Annotated in this window: 20 protein-coding genes and 1 riboswitch; of the genes, 8 read left to right on the forward strand and 12 right to left on the reverse strand. The window is 64.6% G+C overall.

What is annotated here, in order from left to right:
- The first annotated feature begins 14 nt into the window (after positions 1 to 14).
- The 4 genes from FA94_RS03260 to FA94_RS03275 all read left to right on the forward strand — a co-directional run bounded on the left by FA94_RS03260 (position 15) and on the right by FA94_RS03275 (position 4,239).
- Positions 15 to 938, forward strand: a complete 924-nt coding sequence (locus tag FA94_RS03260) for an ABC transporter permease (RefSeq protein ID WP_035546668.1) — start codon at positions 15 to 17, stop codon at positions 936 to 938.
- On the forward strand, positions 935 to 1,987 hold the full coding sequence (locus tag FA94_RS03265) for an ABC transporter ATP-binding protein (RefSeq protein WP_035546671.1): 1,053 nt from the start codon (positions 935 to 937) through the stop codon (positions 1,985 to 1,987). The genes FA94_RS03260 and FA94_RS03265 overlap by 4 nt, the downstream gene beginning before the upstream one ends.
- A 46-nt stretch (positions 1,988 to 2,033) precedes the next feature.
- Positions 2,034 to 2,861: a phosphodiesterase gene (locus FA94_RS03270; RefSeq protein ID WP_035546672.1), complete on the forward strand. Its 828-nt coding sequence runs from the start codon at positions 2,034 to 2,036 to the stop codon at positions 2,859 to 2,861.
- A gap of 166 nt (positions 2,862 to 3,027) precedes the next feature.
- The gene (locus FA94_RS03275) at positions 3,028 to 4,239 is read left to right on the forward strand and encodes an MFS transporter (protein ID WP_035546676.1); all 1,212 of its coding nucleotides are present in this window, start codon (positions 3,028 to 3,030) and stop codon (positions 4,237 to 4,239) included.
- Positions 4,240 to 4,314: 75 nt separating this feature from the next.
- On the opposite strand, the gene FA94_RS03280 is transcribed toward FA94_RS03275, so the two are convergent.
- The 5 genes from FA94_RS03280 to FA94_RS37745 form a co-directional block, all read right to left on the reverse strand.
- Complete coding sequence (locus tag FA94_RS03280) at positions 4,315 to 4,743, reverse strand: response regulator (protein ID WP_035549183.1); 429 nt, start codon at positions 4,741 to 4,743, stop codon at positions 4,315 to 4,317.
- A 20-nt stretch (positions 4,744 to 4,763) separates the two neighbouring features.
- Positions 4,764 to 5,396: a response regulator gene (locus FA94_RS03285; RefSeq protein WP_035546679.1), complete on the reverse strand. Its 633-nt coding sequence runs from the start codon at positions 5,394 to 5,396 to the stop codon at positions 4,764 to 4,766.
- 195 nt (positions 5,397 to 5,591) lie between these two features.
- Positions 5,592 to 6,170 (reverse strand): ferritin-like domain-containing protein, encoded by a 579-nt coding sequence (locus tag FA94_RS03290; protein ID WP_035546680.1) that lies wholly within the window; start codon positions 6,168 to 6,170, stop codon positions 5,592 to 5,594.
- A gap of 89 nt (positions 6,171 to 6,259) precedes the next feature.
- Complete coding sequence (locus FA94_RS37740; RefSeq protein ID WP_006052455.1) at positions 6,260 to 6,421, reverse strand: DUF1328 domain-containing protein; 162 nt, start codon at positions 6,419 to 6,421, stop codon at positions 6,260 to 6,262.
- A gap of 45 nt (positions 6,422 to 6,466) precedes the next feature.
- Positions 6,467 to 6,643 (reverse strand): DUF1328 domain-containing protein, encoded by a 177-nt coding sequence (locus FA94_RS37745; RefSeq protein ID WP_035546681.1) that lies wholly within the window; start codon positions 6,641 to 6,643, stop codon positions 6,467 to 6,469.
- Positions 6,644 to 6,814: 171 nt separating this feature from the next.
- Here FA94_RS37745 and FA94_RS03305 point away from each other — a divergent pair, with 171 nt between their 5' ends.
- Both FA94_RS03305 and FA94_RS03310 read left to right on the forward strand, forming a co-directional pair.
- Entirely contained in the window at positions 6,815 to 8,293 is a 1,479-nt protein-coding gene (locus tag FA94_RS03305) for a sensor histidine kinase (protein ID WP_035546683.1), read from the forward strand.
- A 222-nt stretch (positions 8,294 to 8,515) separates the two neighbouring features.
- Entirely contained in the window at positions 8,516 to 8,650 is a 135-nt protein-coding gene (locus FA94_RS03310; protein ID WP_035546684.1) for an entericidin A/B family lipoprotein, read from the forward strand.
- 316 nt (positions 8,651 to 8,966) lie between these two features.
- On the opposite strand, the gene FA94_RS03315 is transcribed toward FA94_RS03310, so the two are convergent.
- Positions 8,967 to 9,764 carry a DUF4397 domain-containing protein gene (locus tag FA94_RS03315; RefSeq protein ID WP_035546686.1) on the reverse strand — a complete coding sequence of 266 codons (798 nt, stop codon included), beginning with the start codon at positions 9,762 to 9,764 and terminating at the stop codon, positions 8,967 to 8,969.
- Between the two features lie 360 nt (positions 9,765 to 10,124).
- On the opposite strand from FA94_RS03315, the gene FA94_RS03320 reads away from it, so the two are divergent.
- Positions 10,125 to 12,170 (forward strand): NADPH-dependent 2,4-dienoyl-CoA reductase, encoded by a 2,046-nt coding sequence (locus tag FA94_RS03320; protein ID WP_035546689.1) that lies wholly within the window; start codon positions 10,125 to 10,127, stop codon positions 12,168 to 12,170.
- Positions 12,171 to 12,242: 72 nt separating this feature from the next.
- On the opposite strand, the gene FA94_RS03325 is transcribed toward FA94_RS03320, so the two are convergent.
- From FA94_RS03325 to FA94_RS03350, 6 genes are all read right to left on the reverse strand, one after another.
- Entirely contained in the window at positions 12,243 to 13,175 is a 933-nt protein-coding gene (locus FA94_RS03325) for an EamA family transporter (protein ID WP_035546692.1), read from the reverse strand.
- A 366-nt stretch (positions 13,176 to 13,541) separates the two neighbouring features.
- Positions 13,542 to 13,805 carry a pentapeptide MXKDX repeat protein gene (locus FA94_RS03330; protein ID WP_035546695.1) on the reverse strand — a complete coding sequence of 88 codons (264 nt, stop codon included), beginning with the start codon at positions 13,803 to 13,805 and terminating at the stop codon, positions 13,542 to 13,544.
- A gap of 170 nt (positions 13,806 to 13,975) precedes the next feature.
- Positions 13,976 to 14,767, reverse strand: a complete 792-nt coding sequence (locus tag FA94_RS03335; RefSeq protein WP_035546696.1) for a molybdopterin-dependent oxidoreductase — start codon at positions 14,765 to 14,767, stop codon at positions 13,976 to 13,978.
- Positions 14,768 to 14,811: 44 nt separating this feature from the next.
- On the reverse strand, positions 14,812 to 15,462 hold the full coding sequence (locus FA94_RS03340; RefSeq protein WP_035546699.1) for a cytochrome b/b6 domain-containing protein: 651 nt from the start codon (positions 15,460 to 15,462) through the stop codon (positions 14,812 to 14,814).
- A gap of 123 nt (positions 15,463 to 15,585) precedes the next feature.
- Positions 15,586 to 16,419 (reverse strand): DUF1223 domain-containing protein, encoded by an 834-nt coding sequence (locus FA94_RS03345; protein WP_035549187.1) that lies wholly within the window; start codon positions 16,417 to 16,419, stop codon positions 15,586 to 15,588.
- A gap of 194 nt (positions 16,420 to 16,613) precedes the next feature.
- A complete protein-coding gene (locus FA94_RS03350) occupies positions 16,614 to 17,081 on the reverse strand; it encodes a hypothetical protein (protein ID WP_035546701.1) in 468 nt (155 codons plus the stop codon).
- Between the two features lie 578 nt (positions 17,082 to 17,659).
- Here FA94_RS03350 and FA94_RS03355 point away from each other — a divergent pair.
- Positions 17,660 to 18,070, forward strand: a complete 411-nt coding sequence (locus tag FA94_RS03355) for a GreA/GreB family elongation factor (protein ID WP_035546704.1) — start codon at positions 17,660 to 17,662, stop codon at positions 18,068 to 18,070.
- Positions 18,071 to 18,245: 175 nt separating this feature from the next.
- Positions 18,246 to 18,364, forward strand: a riboswitch (TPP riboswitch).
- Positions 18,365 to 18,431 lie beyond the last annotated feature (67 nt).

Genomic DNA, 18,431 nt, shown 5'->3' on the forward strand with positions numbered 1-18,431 from the left:
ACCCCGCGTCTTCGATGAACACCCTTCACGCTCCTTTTCAGCCGGCCGCGAAGCCACGCTCGCGGTTCAAGCTGCCGACGTCGAGAAGCTGGCTCGCGGCCGGCCAATGGCTCGTCACGCTGCTGCTGTGCGCGTTTCTGATCGTGCCGGTCGTCATGTCGATCATGGCCGGGCTGACGGTCAACTACTTCAAAGGCGTGTCGAGCGGACTGACGCTGCGCTGGCTCGTCGAAGTGTGGACGCAGTATCATGACTCGGTGTTCCTGTCGCTCGAAGTCGCGGCGGCGACCTTGTTCATCACGCTGCTCACCGGCGTGCCCGCGGGTTACGTGCTCGCGCGCAGCAAGACGCGGCTGTCGCGCGTCATCGAAGAATTTCTGGTGCTGCCGATCGCGCTGCCCGGGCTCGCGTCCGCGCTCGCGCTGCTGGTGGTCTACGGCGGCTTCACGATGTTCCGCATGAGCGTGGCCTTTATCGTGGTGGGGCATGTGGTGTTCACGCTGCCCTTCATGGTGCGCGCGGTCGCCGCGGTCTGTGCGAGCAGCGATCTGCGCACGCTCGAAGAAGGCGCGGCGAGTCTCGGCGCAAGCTTCTGGCAGCGCTTCGTGACGGTCGTGCTGCCGAATGCGCGGCCGGGCATCGTGGCCGGCGCGCTGGCGGTCGTGACGCTGTCGATCGGCGAATTCAATCTGACGTGGATGCTGCATACGCCCGACACCAAGACGCTGCCGGTCGGTCTCGCCGACACCTACGCGTCGTTGCGCATCGAGATCGGCAGCGCGTACACGATTCTGTTTTTCATCATGACGATGCCCCTGCTCGTCGCGATGCAATGGCTCGGCGTCGATTCGACCGGTCAGCGCAGCGCGGCGAAAAAACGCAGCGCGGCCTCGGCATCGAAGTCCATCATCAAGTCAACGCCCACGTCCACGCCATGAAACTCACCTCCGTTCCCATTACGCTCGCGCAGTGCGCGAAAACGTTTCGCGGCACGCGCGTGCTCGAACCGCTCGATCTGCAGATCGGCGCCGGCGAAACGCTGGTGTTGCTCGGCCCGTCGGGCTGCGGCAAGACCACGACGCTGCGCATGATCGCGGGTCTCGAAACACCGGACGCAGGCGGCCGCATCGCATTCGGCGACGAAGACGTCACCGCGCTGCCGATCGAAAAGCGCCAGGTCGGCATGGTGTTCCAGAGCTACGCGCTGTTTCCGAACCTGACGGTGCGCGGCAACATTGGCTATGGGCTGCAGATCCGGCGCACGGCCGCCGACACCGCGCGCCAGCGCGTCGACGAATTGCTCGCAATGATGCGTCTCACCGCGCACGCCGACAACCCGATCGACCAGTTGTCGGGCGGCCAGCGTCAGCGCGTGGCGCTGGCTCGCGCGCTCGCGGTGCAGCCGCGCGTGCTGCTGCTCGACGAACCGCTCACCGCCCTCGACGCGCGTTTGCGCGACACCTTGCGCAGCGAAATGAATACGCTGTTGCGCGAGCTGGGCATTACCACCGTCTACGTGACGCACGATCAGGCCGAAGCGATGGAACTCGGCGACCGCATCGTCGTGATGAGCGCGGGGCGCATCGAGCAGATCGGCTCGCCGCGCGACATCTACTACCGGCCCGCGAATCGCACGGTCGCGCAGTTCGTCGGCACGATTAACCGGCTGGCGGGCGAACGCCGCGATGGCATGCTGACCACCACCGGCGGCGCGGTGCCGCTGCCCGCCTTGTTAAGCGCCGCGCAAGGCAACGCCGCGCACGAGATTTTCTTCCGTCCGGAAGACGCGTATCTCGCCGATCCGGCCAACGCGCAATTGCGCGGCCACGTGGAAAGCACGGCGTTTCTCGGCGAACGCACCCGTCTGACGATAGGCGGCGCCGCACCGGACGCGTTGCTGATCGACGTCGCGGGCCGCGTCGAATTGGCGCGCGGCACGCCGGTCGGCATCTCGATCGCGCAGGACGCGCTGATTGCGCTATCTTGACGACATCGCGCTGCCCGACTGAGCGCGTTAAAAAAAGGACTACCCCATGCTGCTGGCTCAAATTAGCGACCTGCATATCAAACGGCCGGGCGCGCTCGCTTACCGCCGCGTCGACACCGGCGCGCATCTGGCGCGCTGCGTCGCCGCGCTCAACGCGCTCGAACCGCGTCCCGATGCCGTGATCATGACCGGCGACCTCGTCGACCAGGGCGACCCTGAACAGTACGAGTACCTCAAAGCGCTACTCGCGCCGCTTGAGATTGCCTACTTCCTGCTGGTCGGCAATCACGACGAACGCGCCGCCTTGCGCGCGGCGTTTCCCGATCGCGCGGAATTGCGGAGCGGCGGCGAGTTCGTGCACTACGCGGTGGATATCGGCCCGCTGCGTTTGATCGCGCTCGATTCGATGGTGCCGGGTCAAAGCGCAGGCTTGCTGTGCGACGCCCGGCTCGCGTGGCTCGCGACGCAACTCGACGCGGCGCAAGGCAAGCCGACGGTGGTCGCGTTGCATCACCCGCCGTTCGTGTGCGGCATCGGTCATATGGACGAATTGCGGCTCGACCCGGCGGCGGCCGACAAACTCGCCGCGTTGATCGCGCGTTATCCGAATGTGGAGCGGGTGATCTGCGGCCATGTGCATCGGCCGATGTTCGTCCGCTTCGGCGGCACGATCGCCTCCGCCGTGCCGGCGCCCGCGCATCAGGTCGCGCTCGATCTGCGCGACGACGCGCCGTCAGCGTTCATGATGGAGCCGCCCGCGTACGCGCTGCATCGCTACGATCCGGCGACCGGCATCGTCACGCATCACGCGTATGTCGAGGCCGCCGACGGGCCGTATCCGTTCTATGAACCGGAAGGCGCGTTGATCGACTGATCCGGGCGCTTGATCCGATCAACTGATTCGATCGCCCCTGGGCCTTTCCGGCGCGGGGCGAACGGGTCACGCGGCCGTCGGCGCCATCAGCACGATCTGCCCTGCTCCGGTATGATCGGCACGCTCAAGGACCGCGCATGGGCCGGTCCGTCGAACGTCGCCTCTCATGTCCACACCCAATCCGTCTTCTCCCGCTACCGCCGACCGGTCGTTGCGCGGTCTGCTGTTTCTGCTCGCGACCATCGCCGGTGTGTCGGTCGCGAACATCTACTACAACCAGCCGCTGCTCGACAATTTCCGCCAGTCGTTTCCGGCCGGCGCGTCGTGGGTCGGCGCGGTGCCGGCTGTCACGCAACTCGGCTACGCCGCGGGCATGCTGCTGCTGGCGCCGCTTGGTGACCGTTTCGATCGACGCCGGCTGATCCTGCTGCAAATCGTCGGCATGTGTATCGCGCTGGTCGTGGCCGCTGCGGCGCCGACGCTGACGGTGCTGATCGGCGCAAGTCTGGCGATCGGCGTACTCGCCACCATCGCGCAACAGGCCGTGCCGTTTGCCGCGGAACTCGCGCCGCCGGCCGAGCGCGGTCACGCGGTCGGCACCGTGATGAGCGGTCTGCTGCTGGGAATTTTGCTGGCACGAACGGCCGCCGGTCTCGTCGCCGAATACTTTGGATGGCGCGCGGTGTTCGCTGTGTCGGTCGTCGCGCTGCTGGCACTGGCGGTGGTGATCATTCTGCGTCTGCCGAAGAGCCAGCCGACTTCGACGCTGCCCTACGGCAAGTTGCTGGTGTCGATGTGGCATCTGATCGTCGAGCATCGCGCGCTGCGCGAAGCGTCGCTGACCGGCGCGGCCATGTTCGGCGCGTTCAGTATTTTCTGGTCGGTGCTGGCCTTGCTGCTGGCCGGTGCGCCGTTCCATCTCGGGCCGCAGGCCGCGGGGCTGTTCGGGATCGTCGGCGCGGCCGGCGCGATGGCCGCGCCGCTCGCCGGCAAGTTCGCGGACAAGCGCGGACCGCAGTCGATCATCACCGTGTCGATCGCGCTGGTGGCGATTTCATTCGTGGTATTTGGCGCCTCGGCGAAGAGTATTGCCGGGCTCGTGGTTGGCGTGATCATTCTCGACATTGGCGTGCAGGCCGCGCAGATTTCCAACCAGTCGCGCATTTACGCGCTGAAGCCCGATGCACGCTCACGCGTGAATACGGTGTACATGGTGGCGTATTTCATTGGCGGGGCGTTCGGTTCCGGCGTCGGCGCATTCGTCTGGCCGATGTTCGGATGGCTCGGCGTCAGCGTGGCCGGACTCGCGTTCGCCGGGCTCGCGGCGTGGAATCATCTGGCGCTGCCGGCTCGTGCGAAACGTCAGGGTCTGCTTTGACCGGTTGAAAATTTGAAACGTTAGCCGCTGTTTTCAGCGGCTTTTTTTAGCCGGCGTTCAAGCCGCGCGAGGCGCTCATTGACCGCCTCGCGCATACGCGTATTCATGCAGCGCGTCGATCACCCGGTCGAACTCGAACGACTTGTCGTAGAAGTGCCGCACACCGTATTGCTCGCAACGTTCCCGGTAAGCCGGCAACGCGTGATTCGTCAGCACTGCGGCGAACACCGTGTCGATCAGCCCTTCACGTTGCAAGTACGCCAGCACGGGAACGCCCGAGCCCTGCTTGAGTTGCAGGTCCACGATCACCGCGTCGAACGCTTCGTCGGTCAGCAGCGCGATCGCCTGATCGGCGGAATCGGCGTAAGCGCAGACGCGCAGCAAACCCGACGCGTCGATCGCTTCCACCAGGCTGCGGCGGATCAGCGGCGAATCCTCGATCAGCAGCACGCGCAACGGCGCGTGATTCGCTGATTCGGCAACAGGGTTAGGTTCGCTGTTCATCGGCTGGTCTCGATCGTCCATTATTCGATCAGGCCGTTCTTGATCGCGTAATAAGTCAGATCGGCATTGTTCGCCAAACGCATTTTCTCGAGCACGCGCGCCCGATAGGTGCTCACGGTCTTCACGGACAAATGCAATTCCTCCGCGATTTCAGTAGGAAGCCGGCCGGCCGCGAGCTTGCAGAAGATCTGGAACTCGCGCTCCGACAGCGCTTCATGCGGCCGCCCCGCAGCGGGTTTGTCGAGATTGTCGGCGAGCGTATCGGCAACCGCTTCCGATAAGTAACGATGCCCGCGCGCCACCGAACGAATCGCCCGCACGATCTCCTCCGGCTCGCAATCCTTGTTCAGATAACCGTTCGCGCCGGCACGCAGCAGGTTGATCGCGTACTGACTCTCCGGGTAGCCCGACAGAATCAGCACGCCCTGCTCGGGGCGCACCTGTTTGATCACGCGCAACGTGTCGATGCCGTTTTTATCCGGCATCGCGATGTCGAGCAGCACCACGTCGAACGCCTGCTCGCGCACGAGGCTGATGGTTTCGTCGCCGGTGGCGGCTTCCGCCGCGACGCACATGTCCGGCTCGTCGGCGACGAACTGCCTGAAACCCCCTCGGACGATCGCATGGTCGTCGGCTATCAACACTCGAATCATCGGCTTGGTGTCCCTGCAGTGGAAACGCTCCAGAGCAGACATTGTAATGATCTCCGGCACGCTGGCGCACCGGTCATGCGGAGCGGTACGAAAGCCGGCGGCGCTTGCCATTCATGCTGCGTGCAACGGACGCGGGACCTTGCTTCTTTCCAGACCCACCCGCGCCCGGCACGCGCCGGCATAGCGTCACCGGGCTTATTCCCGTCCTTCGAGAAGATCCGCCATGTCGTCGGCATGCTCTTCTTCGACCGCGAGAATGTCTTCGAACATACGGCGCGTCGTCACGTCCTTCTCGCCAAGATAACGAACGATCTCGCGATAGGTGTCGATGGCAATCCGCTCGGCGACCAGGTTCTCCTTGATCATGTCCGTCAGATTGTCGCCTTCCTTGTACTCCGAATGCGAGCGCGTCTTCAGGCCGTCCGGTGCAAAATCCGGCGCGCCACCGAGTTGAACGATGCGCTCGGCGATGCGGTCGGCGTGCTCCTGCTCCTCGGCCGCGTGTTCGGCGAACTCCGCCGCCACGGCCTCCGAGTTAATACCCTTGGCCATGAAGTGATGCCGTTTATAACGCAAAGTACAGACGATTTCCGTGGCCAGCGCGTCGTTGAGCAGCTTCAGCACGGTCTCGCGGTCCGCCCCGTAACTCTGCGTGACCGGACCGTCGGACATATGCTTGCGCGCGTCCTCGCGAATCTTCTTCAGGTCCATCACGAACGGCTGGTTAGGCGGAGTTTGGGTGGCGGCGCTCTGGGCACCTGGTGACTTCGACATTTAATTTCTCCTTAATCCGTTTTGGGGGGAACAACGCATCCCGCACGAATCGCGCCTGATGCGCCGGTCAAAGAGGAATCGCTGCGCGTCTACGTTCGGAACACGCCGAGCAACAACGTGACCACGAACACGACGAGGAAAATGTAGAACAGGATCTTGGCGATTTCCGCCGCGCCCGCTGCAATGCCGGTAAAACCGAACACGGCCGCGATGATCGCGATCACGAAAAAGACAATGGCGTAGTGAAGCATGGCAACTCTCCTTTCAGTGGGGTTCCGCTCGATGTGCAAGCCGCGCTAATCGACGATCTTTTTCGTCACCACGAAGCCGAGCACGAGGAACACCACGCACAGAATCACGAACACGATAAACAGGAACTTCGCGATCGCGGCCGCTCCCGCCGCAATGCCGGTAAAGCCAAGCAGGCCGGCGATTATCGCGACGACGGCGAAGAACAACGCCCATTTCAGCATGGTGGCTTTCTCCCGAAACAATGAATGAACGATCAAGGCTCATGCTATCGATCGGGGCACGAACGCGCATTCCGACGCACGCCGGTTTTCGTGTGAGAATCCGCTTACATTGGATTACGGCAGCGTTACGGCGGTGGACGTTACACTGATGCCCCATCCGAGGAGCCGAATGTGCCAAATGCACAGAACACGTCGAACCTGCAGACCCCGCGCGATCGAGCGGCCGCGACGCGACTGAGTCAGTGGATGCACAACCGCAGCTGGGCCATCGCGATGACGGTTGCGATCGTTATCACCGTAGGCGGCCTGGTGATTCTGGAAACCGCGCGCGAGCGCATTGCCGCCGAGTACGAGACCGCGCTCGACGCCCGCGACGTCACCGTGCAACTGAGCACGCTCGCCAGCCAGCTCTCCAATCTGAGCGCGCAGCAAAGCGATTTTCTTCTGACGAAGCAGGACGCCGTCGCGCAAGCCTATTGCGCGACCGCCGCACGGATTCGCCAGAGCGAACAGCAGTTGAACCGCTTCTATCGCGGCGGCAAAGCGGATAACGCCGAACTCACGAGCTTCACGCAGATTCTGGCGCTGATCGAAGCGCGCATCGGCGCGGGCGCCGCCGCGCTGCAACGTGCGGCGCCGCATCCGCTGGATCTGGCCGCGTGTGGGCCGCTGAGCGCGGCGAACCCGGCTGACGCGTCGCTGGTGGACAGCACGCTCACGTTGCTACGCGACAACGAGGAACGCCGCGCGCAGCACGCGCTGGCCGCGAGCCGCGCCGATCAGCGTATTTCCACGCTGTGCGCGGCGGGTTTGTCGGCATTGAACATCGTGCTGTTCATTCTGCTGTTTCGCAATCTCGGCATTCAGATCGATCGCCAGGCGCGCGTGCAGCGTCAGTTGATCACGCAACAGGAAGAACTCGATCAGCTCGTCGGCGAACGCACCCGTCAGCTCGAAGCGCTGGGCTGGCATTTGCAGGCGGTCAGCGAAAACGAAAAGACCCAGCTCGCGCGCGAACTGCACGACGAACTCGGCGCGATTCTGACCGCCAGCAAGATGGACGTGGCGTGGGCCAACCGCAAACTGAAAGACAGCGCGCCGGAGATCTCCGACAAACTCAAACGCGCGCTCGCCAATCTCGACCAGGGCATTGCGCTCAAGCGCCGCATCATCGAAGACATGCGGCCTACCGTGCTGGCCAATTTCGGGCTCGTCACGGCACTGCGCACGCTCGCCGACGAAGCCGCGCAACGCAACAGCTGGACGCTCGATCTGCACCTCCCCGCCGACGATATCCAGCTCGACGAGCAAACCGAGATCGCGCTGTTTCGCGTTGCCCAGGAGTCGCTGACCAATGCCGCGAAGTACGCGCGGGCGTCGAAGGTGTCGATTGCACTGGAGGTCGGCGACGGCCAGGTCGCCCTGCATATCGCCGACAACGGCGTCGGCATCATGCCGGCCGATCTGAAGCGCACTCACACGCACGGGCTGCTCGGCATGCGTCAGCGCGTCGCCGCGCACGGCGGGCGTTTCGATATCCGGCGCGGCGAACCGAACGGCACCGACATCGACGTGATGATGCCGAGCGTCAGTACCGCGACGCCGTCAGTCGATCTGCCGGCGGCGACGCCCACGCGCACGCCCGTCTAGCAAGGCGGCACGCTGCATCGTCACAACGCGTGTAGGACTGCGCCGACGCAAACACCGGAGCACGCCTACAACAAAATCGCGACGCAACTGACAGCGCCGCCCCCGCCCTTTTTTTAACATGCAATCAGACCGGATCGACTGGCGATCTGACACAAGCCCCGGTCGCACGTGCCGGACAGAGTGGGCACGTCAACCGATGCATTCTCGACAAGGAGAACTTTCATGACTCGACTGATCGCTTTGCTTCTCATTGCAGGGACCGCTGCGCTCGCAGGTTGCAACACGATGGCCGGCGCCGGACAGGACATCTCGAAGGGCGGCAACGCCATCACGAACTCGGCGGATCAGGCGAAGTAAGCCGGTCGTCGGGCGACTCGCGGCGGCGCTTTAGCGGCGCTGCCGCGAGTCGCTGCCTCACGCTGTATTTGCAGGGGTATTCTGCTTTTCGCAGGTTTTTGCAGGAACAGAAAGCCCGTCGCGAGTCATCTCGCGACGGGCTTTTTTCATGGGCGCAGGTATGTCAAAGACGTGCCAAGGTTGCGCGCACAATCCGCACCATCCGCACCACCCACACCAAACAAAACGGCGACCCACTCGCGTGGATCGCCGCTCCGTCCTCCCCAGGACTGTCCGCCACTCGCAGGCGCTGCACGCGCCTGCCAGCGCGGCGTGCTTACATGCCCGTCAGCGTGTTCGTGAACTCCTGAGCCGGCTGACCGGTATTGCCGTTCTGCGAGATCAGCAGATGGATCTGCCCCGGCAGCAACTGGCTCAGCGTGCCGCCGATCGGCACCGTCGTGATCAGCCAGTCCGCGTTGTTCGACAGCGAGAAGGCCACCGACTGGAAGATCGGCGTCTTGCTGCCGGCCACCGTTGCGATCAGTGCGTAGTCGCCGCCGGACACATAGATCGAATCCTGGCCGCTCGCCGGTATCGCGTTGTTGTATTGCACGCTCGACATGGTCGGGTTGAGGCTGGTCACGTCGGTGGTGCCGGCCGGCACGAGATACAGGTCAAGGTTGGTCGCGTTCTGCGATGCGTTGAAGCCACGCAAACGCGCGCTATTGGACAGCAGGCCCTTGTCGAACGGATCGTCGATCAGGCCGATCGCCGGCGCCGTTACGTTCGGCAAAGCTACGACCGTATAGTTATGGCCGTTCGCGACGTTCGGGAAATTGCCGCTCGCGAGTGCGGTCGTCGTGCCGGTCGCCGCGTAGGCAACCGTGGTCGAACCCGTGCCGATATTGGTGAGGTTGGTCACGCCTTTATAGGCGACGTTGGTTTGGCCCGAAGGCGCGGCACCGTTGACGAGAAAGTCGAGGGCCGGCGCGCTGGGATTCGCATTGATGAAATGGATTTCCGGATTGGTCAGCCCGAGTTCCTTGCCGACGTCGCTGGTACCGCCGCCACCGCAGGCACTCAGTAAGGACGCAACGGCAGCCATGGCCGCGATGGATCGGATCATTTTCATTGTGTTCACCTATATCGATGTTGGGCCTTTGGCCCATTGATTTATGGGTGCTTCGCTTCGAACCTCGGAACGTCCCGCACCGTATTCATCGCTGCTTCGAATGGTGTCTGGACGGCGTTCCGAAACGGAGCACTCCCTCCTTCCCTGCCGCACAACGCGCCTGTTTGGGGAGCGGCGCGGTCCGTGTCGATGGACGCTCGCTTTGAGCAATGCGCGTGCCGCGGGGGTCGAGTTGGCTCATGGCGACGGAAGAATGTCTTACGGCGCAACGATTTACGTGGATTAGAATTTTTCCTCGGCGGGTTGGCACGGCGTGCGGTGTATCGTTCGTCCGCGTCCCATACTTACACGGCCCCCCGCATGCCTTACCAACGCTTACTCGCCGAACTCGATCTCGGCTTCACCCGCTTGCGCAACCGCGTGGTGATGGGCTCGATGCACACTGGCATGGAAGACCGCTTCTGGCATTACCCGAAGCTGGCCGCCTATTTCCGCGAGCGCGCCAAAGGCGGCGTGGGTCTGATCATTACCGGCGGGATCTCGCCGAATCGCGAAGGCTGGCTGCTGCCGTTCGGCGGCACGCTGAACTCGGTGTTCGATCTGCGCAATCACCGGCAGTTGGCCGACGCCGTGCATGCCGAAGGCGGCAAGATCGCGCTGCAGATCCTGCATGCGGGCCGCTACGGCTATCAGCCGTTCGTGGTGTCGGCCTCCGCGCTCAAATCGCCGATCTCCAAGTTCAAGCCGCGCGCGCTGAGCGTGGCCGGTATCGCGAAGACCGTGCGCCACTACGCGCGCTGCGCCAGGCTCGCGCAACGCGCGGGCTACGACGGCATCGAGATCATGGGCAGCGAAGGCTATCTGCTCAACCAGTTCCTGTGTCCGCGCACCAACCAGCGCACCGACGATTACGGCGGCAGCATCGAAAATCGCATGCGGCTCGCGCGCGAGATCGTCGAGCGGGTACGCGCGGCGTGCGGCGAACGCTTTATCGTCGTGTACCGGCTCTCGCTGATCGATCTGGTGGAAGGCGGCAATACGTGGGACGAGACCGTGCAGGTCGCCCAGGCGCTCGAAGCGGCCGGCGTGACGATGTTCAATACCGGTATCGGCTGGCATGAGGCACGCGTACCGACTATCGTGACCTCGGTGCCGCGCGCGGCCTTCGCCGAACTCAGCGCGCGCCTGAAGGCCTCGGTCAAGGTGCCGGTGATCGTGTCGAACCGCATCAATACGCCCGAGGTCGCCGAAGCACTGCTCGAACAGGGCGCCGGCGATCTGGTGTCGATGGCGCGGCCGCTGCTGGCCGATCCCGAGTTCGTCGTGAAGACCGCCGAAGGCCGCGCGCACGAAATCAACACCTGTATTGCCTGCAATCAGGCCTGTCTCGATCACACGTTCAAAAACCAGCGCGCGTCGTGTCTGGTGAATCCGCGCGCGGGACGCGAGACCGAGCTGGTCTATCGTCCGGTCGCCGGTCCGCAGGCGGCGCGTTCGGTCGCGGTGGTCGGCGCGGGGCCGGCGGGGTTGTCGGCGGCGACCGTGGCGGCCGCGCGCGGGCATCGCGTGACGCTGTTCGATGCGAACGCAAGCATCGGCGGCCAGTTCAATCTGGCGATGCGCGTGCCCGGCAAGGAAGAGTTCAGCGAGACCATCCGTTACTTTCAGAGCCAGTTGCAGCGACATCGCGTCGATGTGCGGCTCGACACGCGCGTCGATGCGGCGCTGCTAGCGGCCGGCGCTTACGACGACGTGATCGTCGCCACCGGCATCGTGCCGCGGCGGCCGGCGATTAGCGGCATCGACGGGCCGAACGTGCTGTCTTACGTGGACGTGCTGCGTGGCGCACCGGTCGGGCGCCGCGTCGCGGTGATCGGCGCGGGCGGCATCGGCTTCGACGTCAGCGAGTTCCTGCTGCATCGCACCGGCGAGCCGCTGCCGACGCCGCGCGACACATGGCTCGACGAATGGGGCGTGGATCTCTCGGTGCGGGAACGCGGCGGGCTGAAAGCGCCGGTGATGCCGCAGCCGCCGCGCGACATCTGGTTGTTGCAGCGCAAGGCCGGCAAGCTGGGCATGGGACTCGGCAAGACGTCGGGCTGGGTGCATCGCGCGACGCTGGCGAAAAACGGCGTGAAGATGCTCGGCGGCGTGTCGTACCGGGAGATCAGCGCGCGCGGGTTGAAGATCGAGCGTGCCGGTGTCGAGGAATGGCTTGAGGTGGACACGATCGTGGTGTGCGCGGGGCAGGATTCGCTGCGCGATCTGCATCCGGTGGCGGCGGAGGGTGCCACCTCGCAGACTGGCGGTCCGCGCTATCACGTGATCGGCGGCGCCAAGCTGGCGGGTGAACTGGACGCGAAACGCGCGATCCGCGAAGGCGCGGAAGTGGCGGCGGCGCTTTAGTCAAGCGCGGTTTGAGAACGAGAGGCGGCGACGCGCTCGCCGCTCTGCGAACCACGCCTCCCCTCGCACGCCTCAAGCGGCGAGCCCCTTCTTCCGGTAATCGAACCAGAACGACAGCCCCACGCTCGCCAGAATCACCACGGTCGCAATCACCGTGGAACGCGTGACCGGCTCGCCGAGCAGCAGCGCGCCGAGCGCCACGGCAACCACCGGGTTCACGTACATGCAACTGCTGGCAATGATCGGACTGGTGTGCCGGATCAGAAAACCGTACGCCACATACGCGGCCATCGTGCCGACCAGCATCAGGTAGACGAACGCCAGCACCGGCAGAAAATGCACGTCGAGCATCCGCTCGCCGGAGACCCACGCGACCATGCTCGACATCGCGCCGCCCAGACCGATCTGCAGCGAGGTCGACAGAAACAGATCCGACGGCAGCTTCAGCCGCCCGGCCAGATGCGCGCCGCCGGCCCAGAACAGCGCGCCGCACAGAATGGCCAGACTGCCGCCCGCCGAGCCCGGCGAACTGTCGCCGTGACTAAGAATCGCGATGCCGACGAGCCCCAGTCCGACCGCGAACCACTCGCCCCGGCCGATCTTGCGGCCCGCCACCGCCGCGATCACCGTGGCGAACAGCGGCACGGTGGCCACCATCACCGCCGCGGTGCCGGTGCCGACGGTGCGCATCCCGAACGCCAGCATGCCGCTCGACAAGCCGACCAGCATCGTGCCGACCAGCCCGGCATTGCGGATTTCGGCCACGCTCGGCCAGGCCGGCTTGCGACGCACCGCGAAGATAAAGAGGCCAATGCCGGCAAACAGATTGCGCATGCCCGACAGCAGCAGCGGCGGAAACGAGCCGAGCGCGACGTGCACAGCGAGATACGTCGAGCCCCACACGAGATAGACGACGCCGAGCGCTAGCGCGATCTGGCCGTTGCGCGATTGCGGCAGGCGGATGGGAAAACTGCGCGGAAAGCGATTGGGGAGTTGCGGCGACATGCGTTCAACCCGCCCTGACCGCTTGAGGTCCGACGCCCCCGCTGAAGACCCGATGGCGGGATGGCGGACACCGCATCGGCGATGCGGTCGGACGGGCGAGGCTGGCGGACATGTGGTGGAACGGAAGGACGATAAATGGCCAAAGGGCCACAGCGCCGCGGCATTCGAACGGAGTCGATTCGCGGCGAACACGCGCCAAATGCTCGGCGCGCATCGCATTATGCAGTAAGCGCCCACCGCGTCAGTCGAAAGAATCGTAACTTTTTAGCGTCCTTGCAACAAAAAAAGCCGGGGATTTCTCCCCGGCTTTGGCACCGCCTCGGCGCCGCCGCGTTCACGCTATGCGGGCGGCATCGACAGCATGCTTCAGTTGGCCATGGCGCCCGACGCTTCGTGCTTCATGCCCATCGCGTCGCCGCTCTTCTTCATCTTGTCGTGCTTCATCGTGTCCTTTTTCATCGTGTCTTTCTTCATGGTGTCTTTCGACATCGTGTCTTTGGACATGGAATCCTTCGACATCGTGTCTTTCGACATGGCGTCGTTGGACATCGCGCCGCTGGCTTGCGCGAACGCGGCGCCGCCGCTGGTCAGAAGAGCGACGGCCACTGCTGCGATTGCGAACTTTTTCATGGGATAACTCCGTTGTTGTGGATGATTCAAAACCGGTCGATCCGATCGCCTGTTGCACTGATCGGCTGATCGTTTGATCGCCGGCGTATTTCCGAAGCTTCTGCCGCCCGGGGGTGCGTGAGGGGCCTGGCGACCATGCTGCTCGCCGCCCGCCGCGCGACCCGCGTGCGTCAGGAGCCTCCGAACCAGTTGTAGCCCTGGTCGACCCAGTAGCCGCCGGGGAACGTGTTGGTGACGAACATCTCGACGATGTGCTTCGGATTCTTGTAGCCGAGCTTGGTCGGCATGCGCAGCTTCATCGGGAAGCCGTATTTCGCGGGCAGACGCTCGCCGTCGTACTCGAACGTGAGCAGCGTCTGCGGATGCAGCGCCGTCGGCATGTCGATGCTTTCGTAGTAGTCGTCCGCGCATTTGAAACCGACGTACTTCGCGCTGGTGTCCGCGCCGATGCGCCGCAGAAAATCGCCGAACGGCGTGCCGCCCCAGCGGCCGATCGCGCTCCACCCTTCCACGCAGATGTGCCGCGTGATCTGCTCGGCATGCGGCAACGCGTACAACTCGGGCAAACTCCACGCGCGCTGGCCTTTGACGAGGCCGCCGATCTTCAACTCGTAATCGGCGCCGTCCACTTCGGGCACGTCGTCGATACCGTAGAACGCGTTGAACGGAAACGGCCGCGTGATCTGCGCTTCGCTGTAGGTCGGCGCGAGCTGCTTCGGATCGAACAGCGCGGCCTGCGCGCGGTCGTTCAGGCGCGACACGGCGGTCAGGAATTTGTTGACCGAGTCGTTGTCGGTCAGCGAGCAGCCGGTCAGCATCGACAGGCCGCCAAGCGTCAGCAGACGCTGGCCGAACAGACGCCGCGACGGCATGGTGAGTTCGCGGCGGGCGTCGATCAGGATCGACTCGCGGTCGAGCGAGTGGCCAACGGGTCGCGAGGGTTTTCGAATGGGCTTGTTCATGATTCGATATCCATAACTTTCGGTTTCGGCGGCTTGATGGAGACTCAGCGGCCGCGCAGCATGGCCAGCAGCGAGCGCGGTACGAGCGCCACCATCGCCAGATGCACGGAGATAAACGCGGCCATCAGCGACATCGCGCAGAAGTGAACGATGCGGGCGTTGTCGTAGCCGCCCATCAGGTCGCGCAGCAGCGGAAACTGCACCGATTTCCAGATCGCGAGGCCCGACAGCACCAGCGCGATCAGATCGCAGACCACGAACAGGTAGGCGAATTTCTGCACCGCGTTGTAGACGCGCAGATCGGCATGCGAGAGCTTGCCGGTCAGCGCGGCAAAGAAGTCGTGCAGCACCGCGCGCGGCGACACCGGCAGGAATTTGCGCACGAAGCGCCCACTCGCGAGATTCAGCGCGAGATACAGCAGACCGTTGAAGACCAGCAGCCACATCGCCGCGAAATGCCATTGCAGCGCGCCGCCGAGCCAGCCGCCGAGCGTGATGCCGGGAGGGAAGCGAAACCCGGGAAAAATCGGCGATGCGTCGTAGATGCGCCAGCCAGACAGCATCATCAGGATTGCCGCGAGCGCGTTGAGCCAATGCGTGACGCGCACCCATACCGGGTGAATCGCGCCGGGTGTCGGGACGGCGGGCGGTGCGAGGTGTTTGTCGCTCTCGCGCAGTACGTGAGGGGTTGCCATGAAAATCTCCTGTCGAACAGAGTGGGCGTGTCATTTAGAGTTAACGCTATCGCGCCGACTCGGGTCCCATAACGCTTACCCTGGTCCCCTTCAAGATCGTTGCGGTGAACGGCCGCACAGTGCTCACTGGCAGGCGGCCAGTTCGGCCACTTGCAGCACGTCGCCGGTCGCATCGTTTTCGACGAAAGCCACCACGCCGAAACGGTCGGCGTTGCCGCCGGCATCGGCGCCCGTCGCGTCGACACGCACGTCGCGGTGAATCTGCGCATTGCCCCCGACCAGCGGCACCGGCCCGATCCATTGCCGCACCACGCGCTCGTGATGCAAGGTGGCGCCGCTGTTCTCGCCGGCGCCGACGTGCGAGCTCAGCGCGTTTTCATACACGGCGACGTAGGCGTTGAGTTGCCCGGAGGTGTCCGCGGCCTTGCTGGTGAATTGCGCGGAGACATTGAAGGCGCCCGGCGTCTGTGGATTCAGTTCGAGCGCGACGTTCGCTTGCGCCGGTTCGGCGACCACCTTGCCGATGCGGCTGTCGAAACTGTCGCGTTGCGACCAGCTACGCAGTTCGCGGCCCGACACGAAGATTTCCGGCGTATAGATGGTGTGGCCGCCGGCGAGGTCGGTCAGCGTCTGCTGCCGTTCGGTGAAGCGATGTTGCGAGAACCGGTCGGTCCAGCCGAGGCTGTTCCAGTAATCCACATGCAACGCGAGCGGCACGATGCTTTGCGTCGCGCCGCTGTTTTTCCACTGGCTCAGCCAGTTGTCGGCGGGCGGGCAACTATTGCAGCCTTCGCTGCTGTACAACTCGACCAGCGCCACGCGGTGCGCCGGGCTGTGCGCGCTGCAGACGGCGGCGGCCGCGTTGGCGAGGCCGCTGGCCGCAAGCAGGCTGACTGCGGCCACGCACGCGATGGCTCGCGTGAACAGGCGGCGTGAAGGACGCGTGGTCGGCTGCATGCGCGGCCGAGTGAGCGGCTGCATGAGCGGCTGCATTGCTGACTGCGTTAATAGCCGGTAACCAGCGCGGCGGGTACGAGTGGTTTGCATGACGTGCTCCCATCAGGATCTGCACGTTTGTCGAACCGCCCGGCCGCTTATGACAGGCTTTTCCAAATTTATTTCTATCGGCCCGGCCGCCCGGCGCGAGTGGCTCAGTCGTAACTCATCACCACCGTCACGCGCGTGTCCGGCGTAACGTGTTTCGGCGACAGCGACATCACGCCGCCGTCACGGCCGACCTTGTAGTGACCGTCGCGAGTCGCCACGGCAATCCGGCCGTCGCGCTCGACGAAGCGCGTGGTCACGCCTTCGCCCGAGTTCAAGCTCGAGCCCGCGCCGCCGTTCACCTGCAACGCGACGTCGGCACCCGCCGTCACCCCCGGCGGGCCGCTGAACGTCAGCGTCACCGCGGAACCTTGCAAGCCTTGCAGCGCGCCCGCGGTTCCAGCCCGTGCGCCGGGCGCAACCGGCGCCGCCGACACTTCCAGTTGCGGCGCCACAATCGCGCCGGACAACGTGATCGTTCCGCCCTCTGACGCCGACGCCGCCAGCGGCGCCGTCGTCAGTGCCAGCGTTGCCGCCGCGCCGAGCGCCACAAACCGCCCAGTTGCCGTTTTCATCAGCCTCTCTCCTTAAGCCGCTTAGCCGCGTCGAATCGCAGCGCATCGCGTCATCGGCGGGCTGCGCAGCGCGACATCGTCACGCTGGGTACGGCCCGTCTGACAGGCGCGTTAACGGCACCGGCTCGCTCTGCCTTGAATGACGCGCGTGCGAGTGGCCGATCCCGGCGCCACGCAGACGGCTCGTCGCGGCGTCGAACGAAGCGATTCAAGACCCCGTGCTAACATTCTCCTTTCAAATGCGCCGCTTTCGATGCACCCGCGGCGCCGACCCATTCGATCCCGAACCCTGCCGGCCAACCCCATGCGCTTTCCGATTTCCCCTGCCCACACCCGCTTGCGCCCTTGCCGCGCAACCGGTTGCGCGCGCAAGGAATTCGCCCCGCAGCGCAGCGGCGAGCCGGCCCGAATGCTTCGCCGAACGCTTCTCCGAACACTCCCCCGACTTCTCCCGCTCTCCGCCGCCCGGCGCCCGATCTAACGCTGCTCGCTCCCTTGCCTGAGCCGCGTTGTCGGGCTCCGGGCCGATCTCATCCGCACGCTTTTCCCTTACCCGCAGATCGCACTGGAGTACCGTCGTGAAGAAGACGAAAACCTGTTACCTGACCGAACTCGACGTCGCCCGTCTCGAGAAGCACGCGGCCGCGCGCGGCGCCGACGCCCGGCTGCAGGACATGCTCGACCAGGTCCTCGAACGCGCCGTGATCGTCGACTCGCGCGAGATTCCCGCGAACATCGTCACGATGAATTCGCAGGCCATTCTCGTCGACGAAACCAGCGGCGAGCAGATGACGTGGACCGTCGTCTACCCGCCCGAGGCCGAGTTCGCGCGCGGCCGTCTGAACGTGTTCTCGCCGCTCGGCCTCGCGCTGCTAGGCGCCAAACGCGGCGAGAAAATCCGCTTCACGCCGCCCAGCGGCGCGGAGAAAGTGCTGAAGCTCGAGAAGATCCTGTTTCAACCCGAAGCCGCCGACGACTTCACGCTGTGAATCGGCCGCGCCGCGGCGCGAATCGTTGCGCCGCAGCATGGCTGCCGGGCTTATCTCTAGAAGAATAGGTCGCGGCCAGTGACAGTGTTAGCCGCGGTGATACCCGCGGTGATACCCGGTATCCGACTTTTCAAGACGGGTTGCCAAGCAGCGGCCGGCCGGTGTATCGTGTGCGCTGCTAACGCGGGGGTCCTGCGTCGCACGGAGGTTGGAGGTCCGTGCTGCGTGGGTGAGAAATACCCTTTGAACCTGATCTGGATAATGCCAGCGCAGGGAAGCGTACGGAATTCGCACCTGGTCTACTGTTTCATCTCTCGCGATTTCCGACTTCTTCCGTCTCGTCTCCTGCTTAGCCGCCCCA

The sequence above is a fragment of the Burkholderia sp. 9120 genome (assembly GCF_000745015.1).
Taxonomy (GTDB): domain Bacteria; phylum Pseudomonadota; class Gammaproteobacteria; order Burkholderiales; family Burkholderiaceae; genus Paraburkholderia.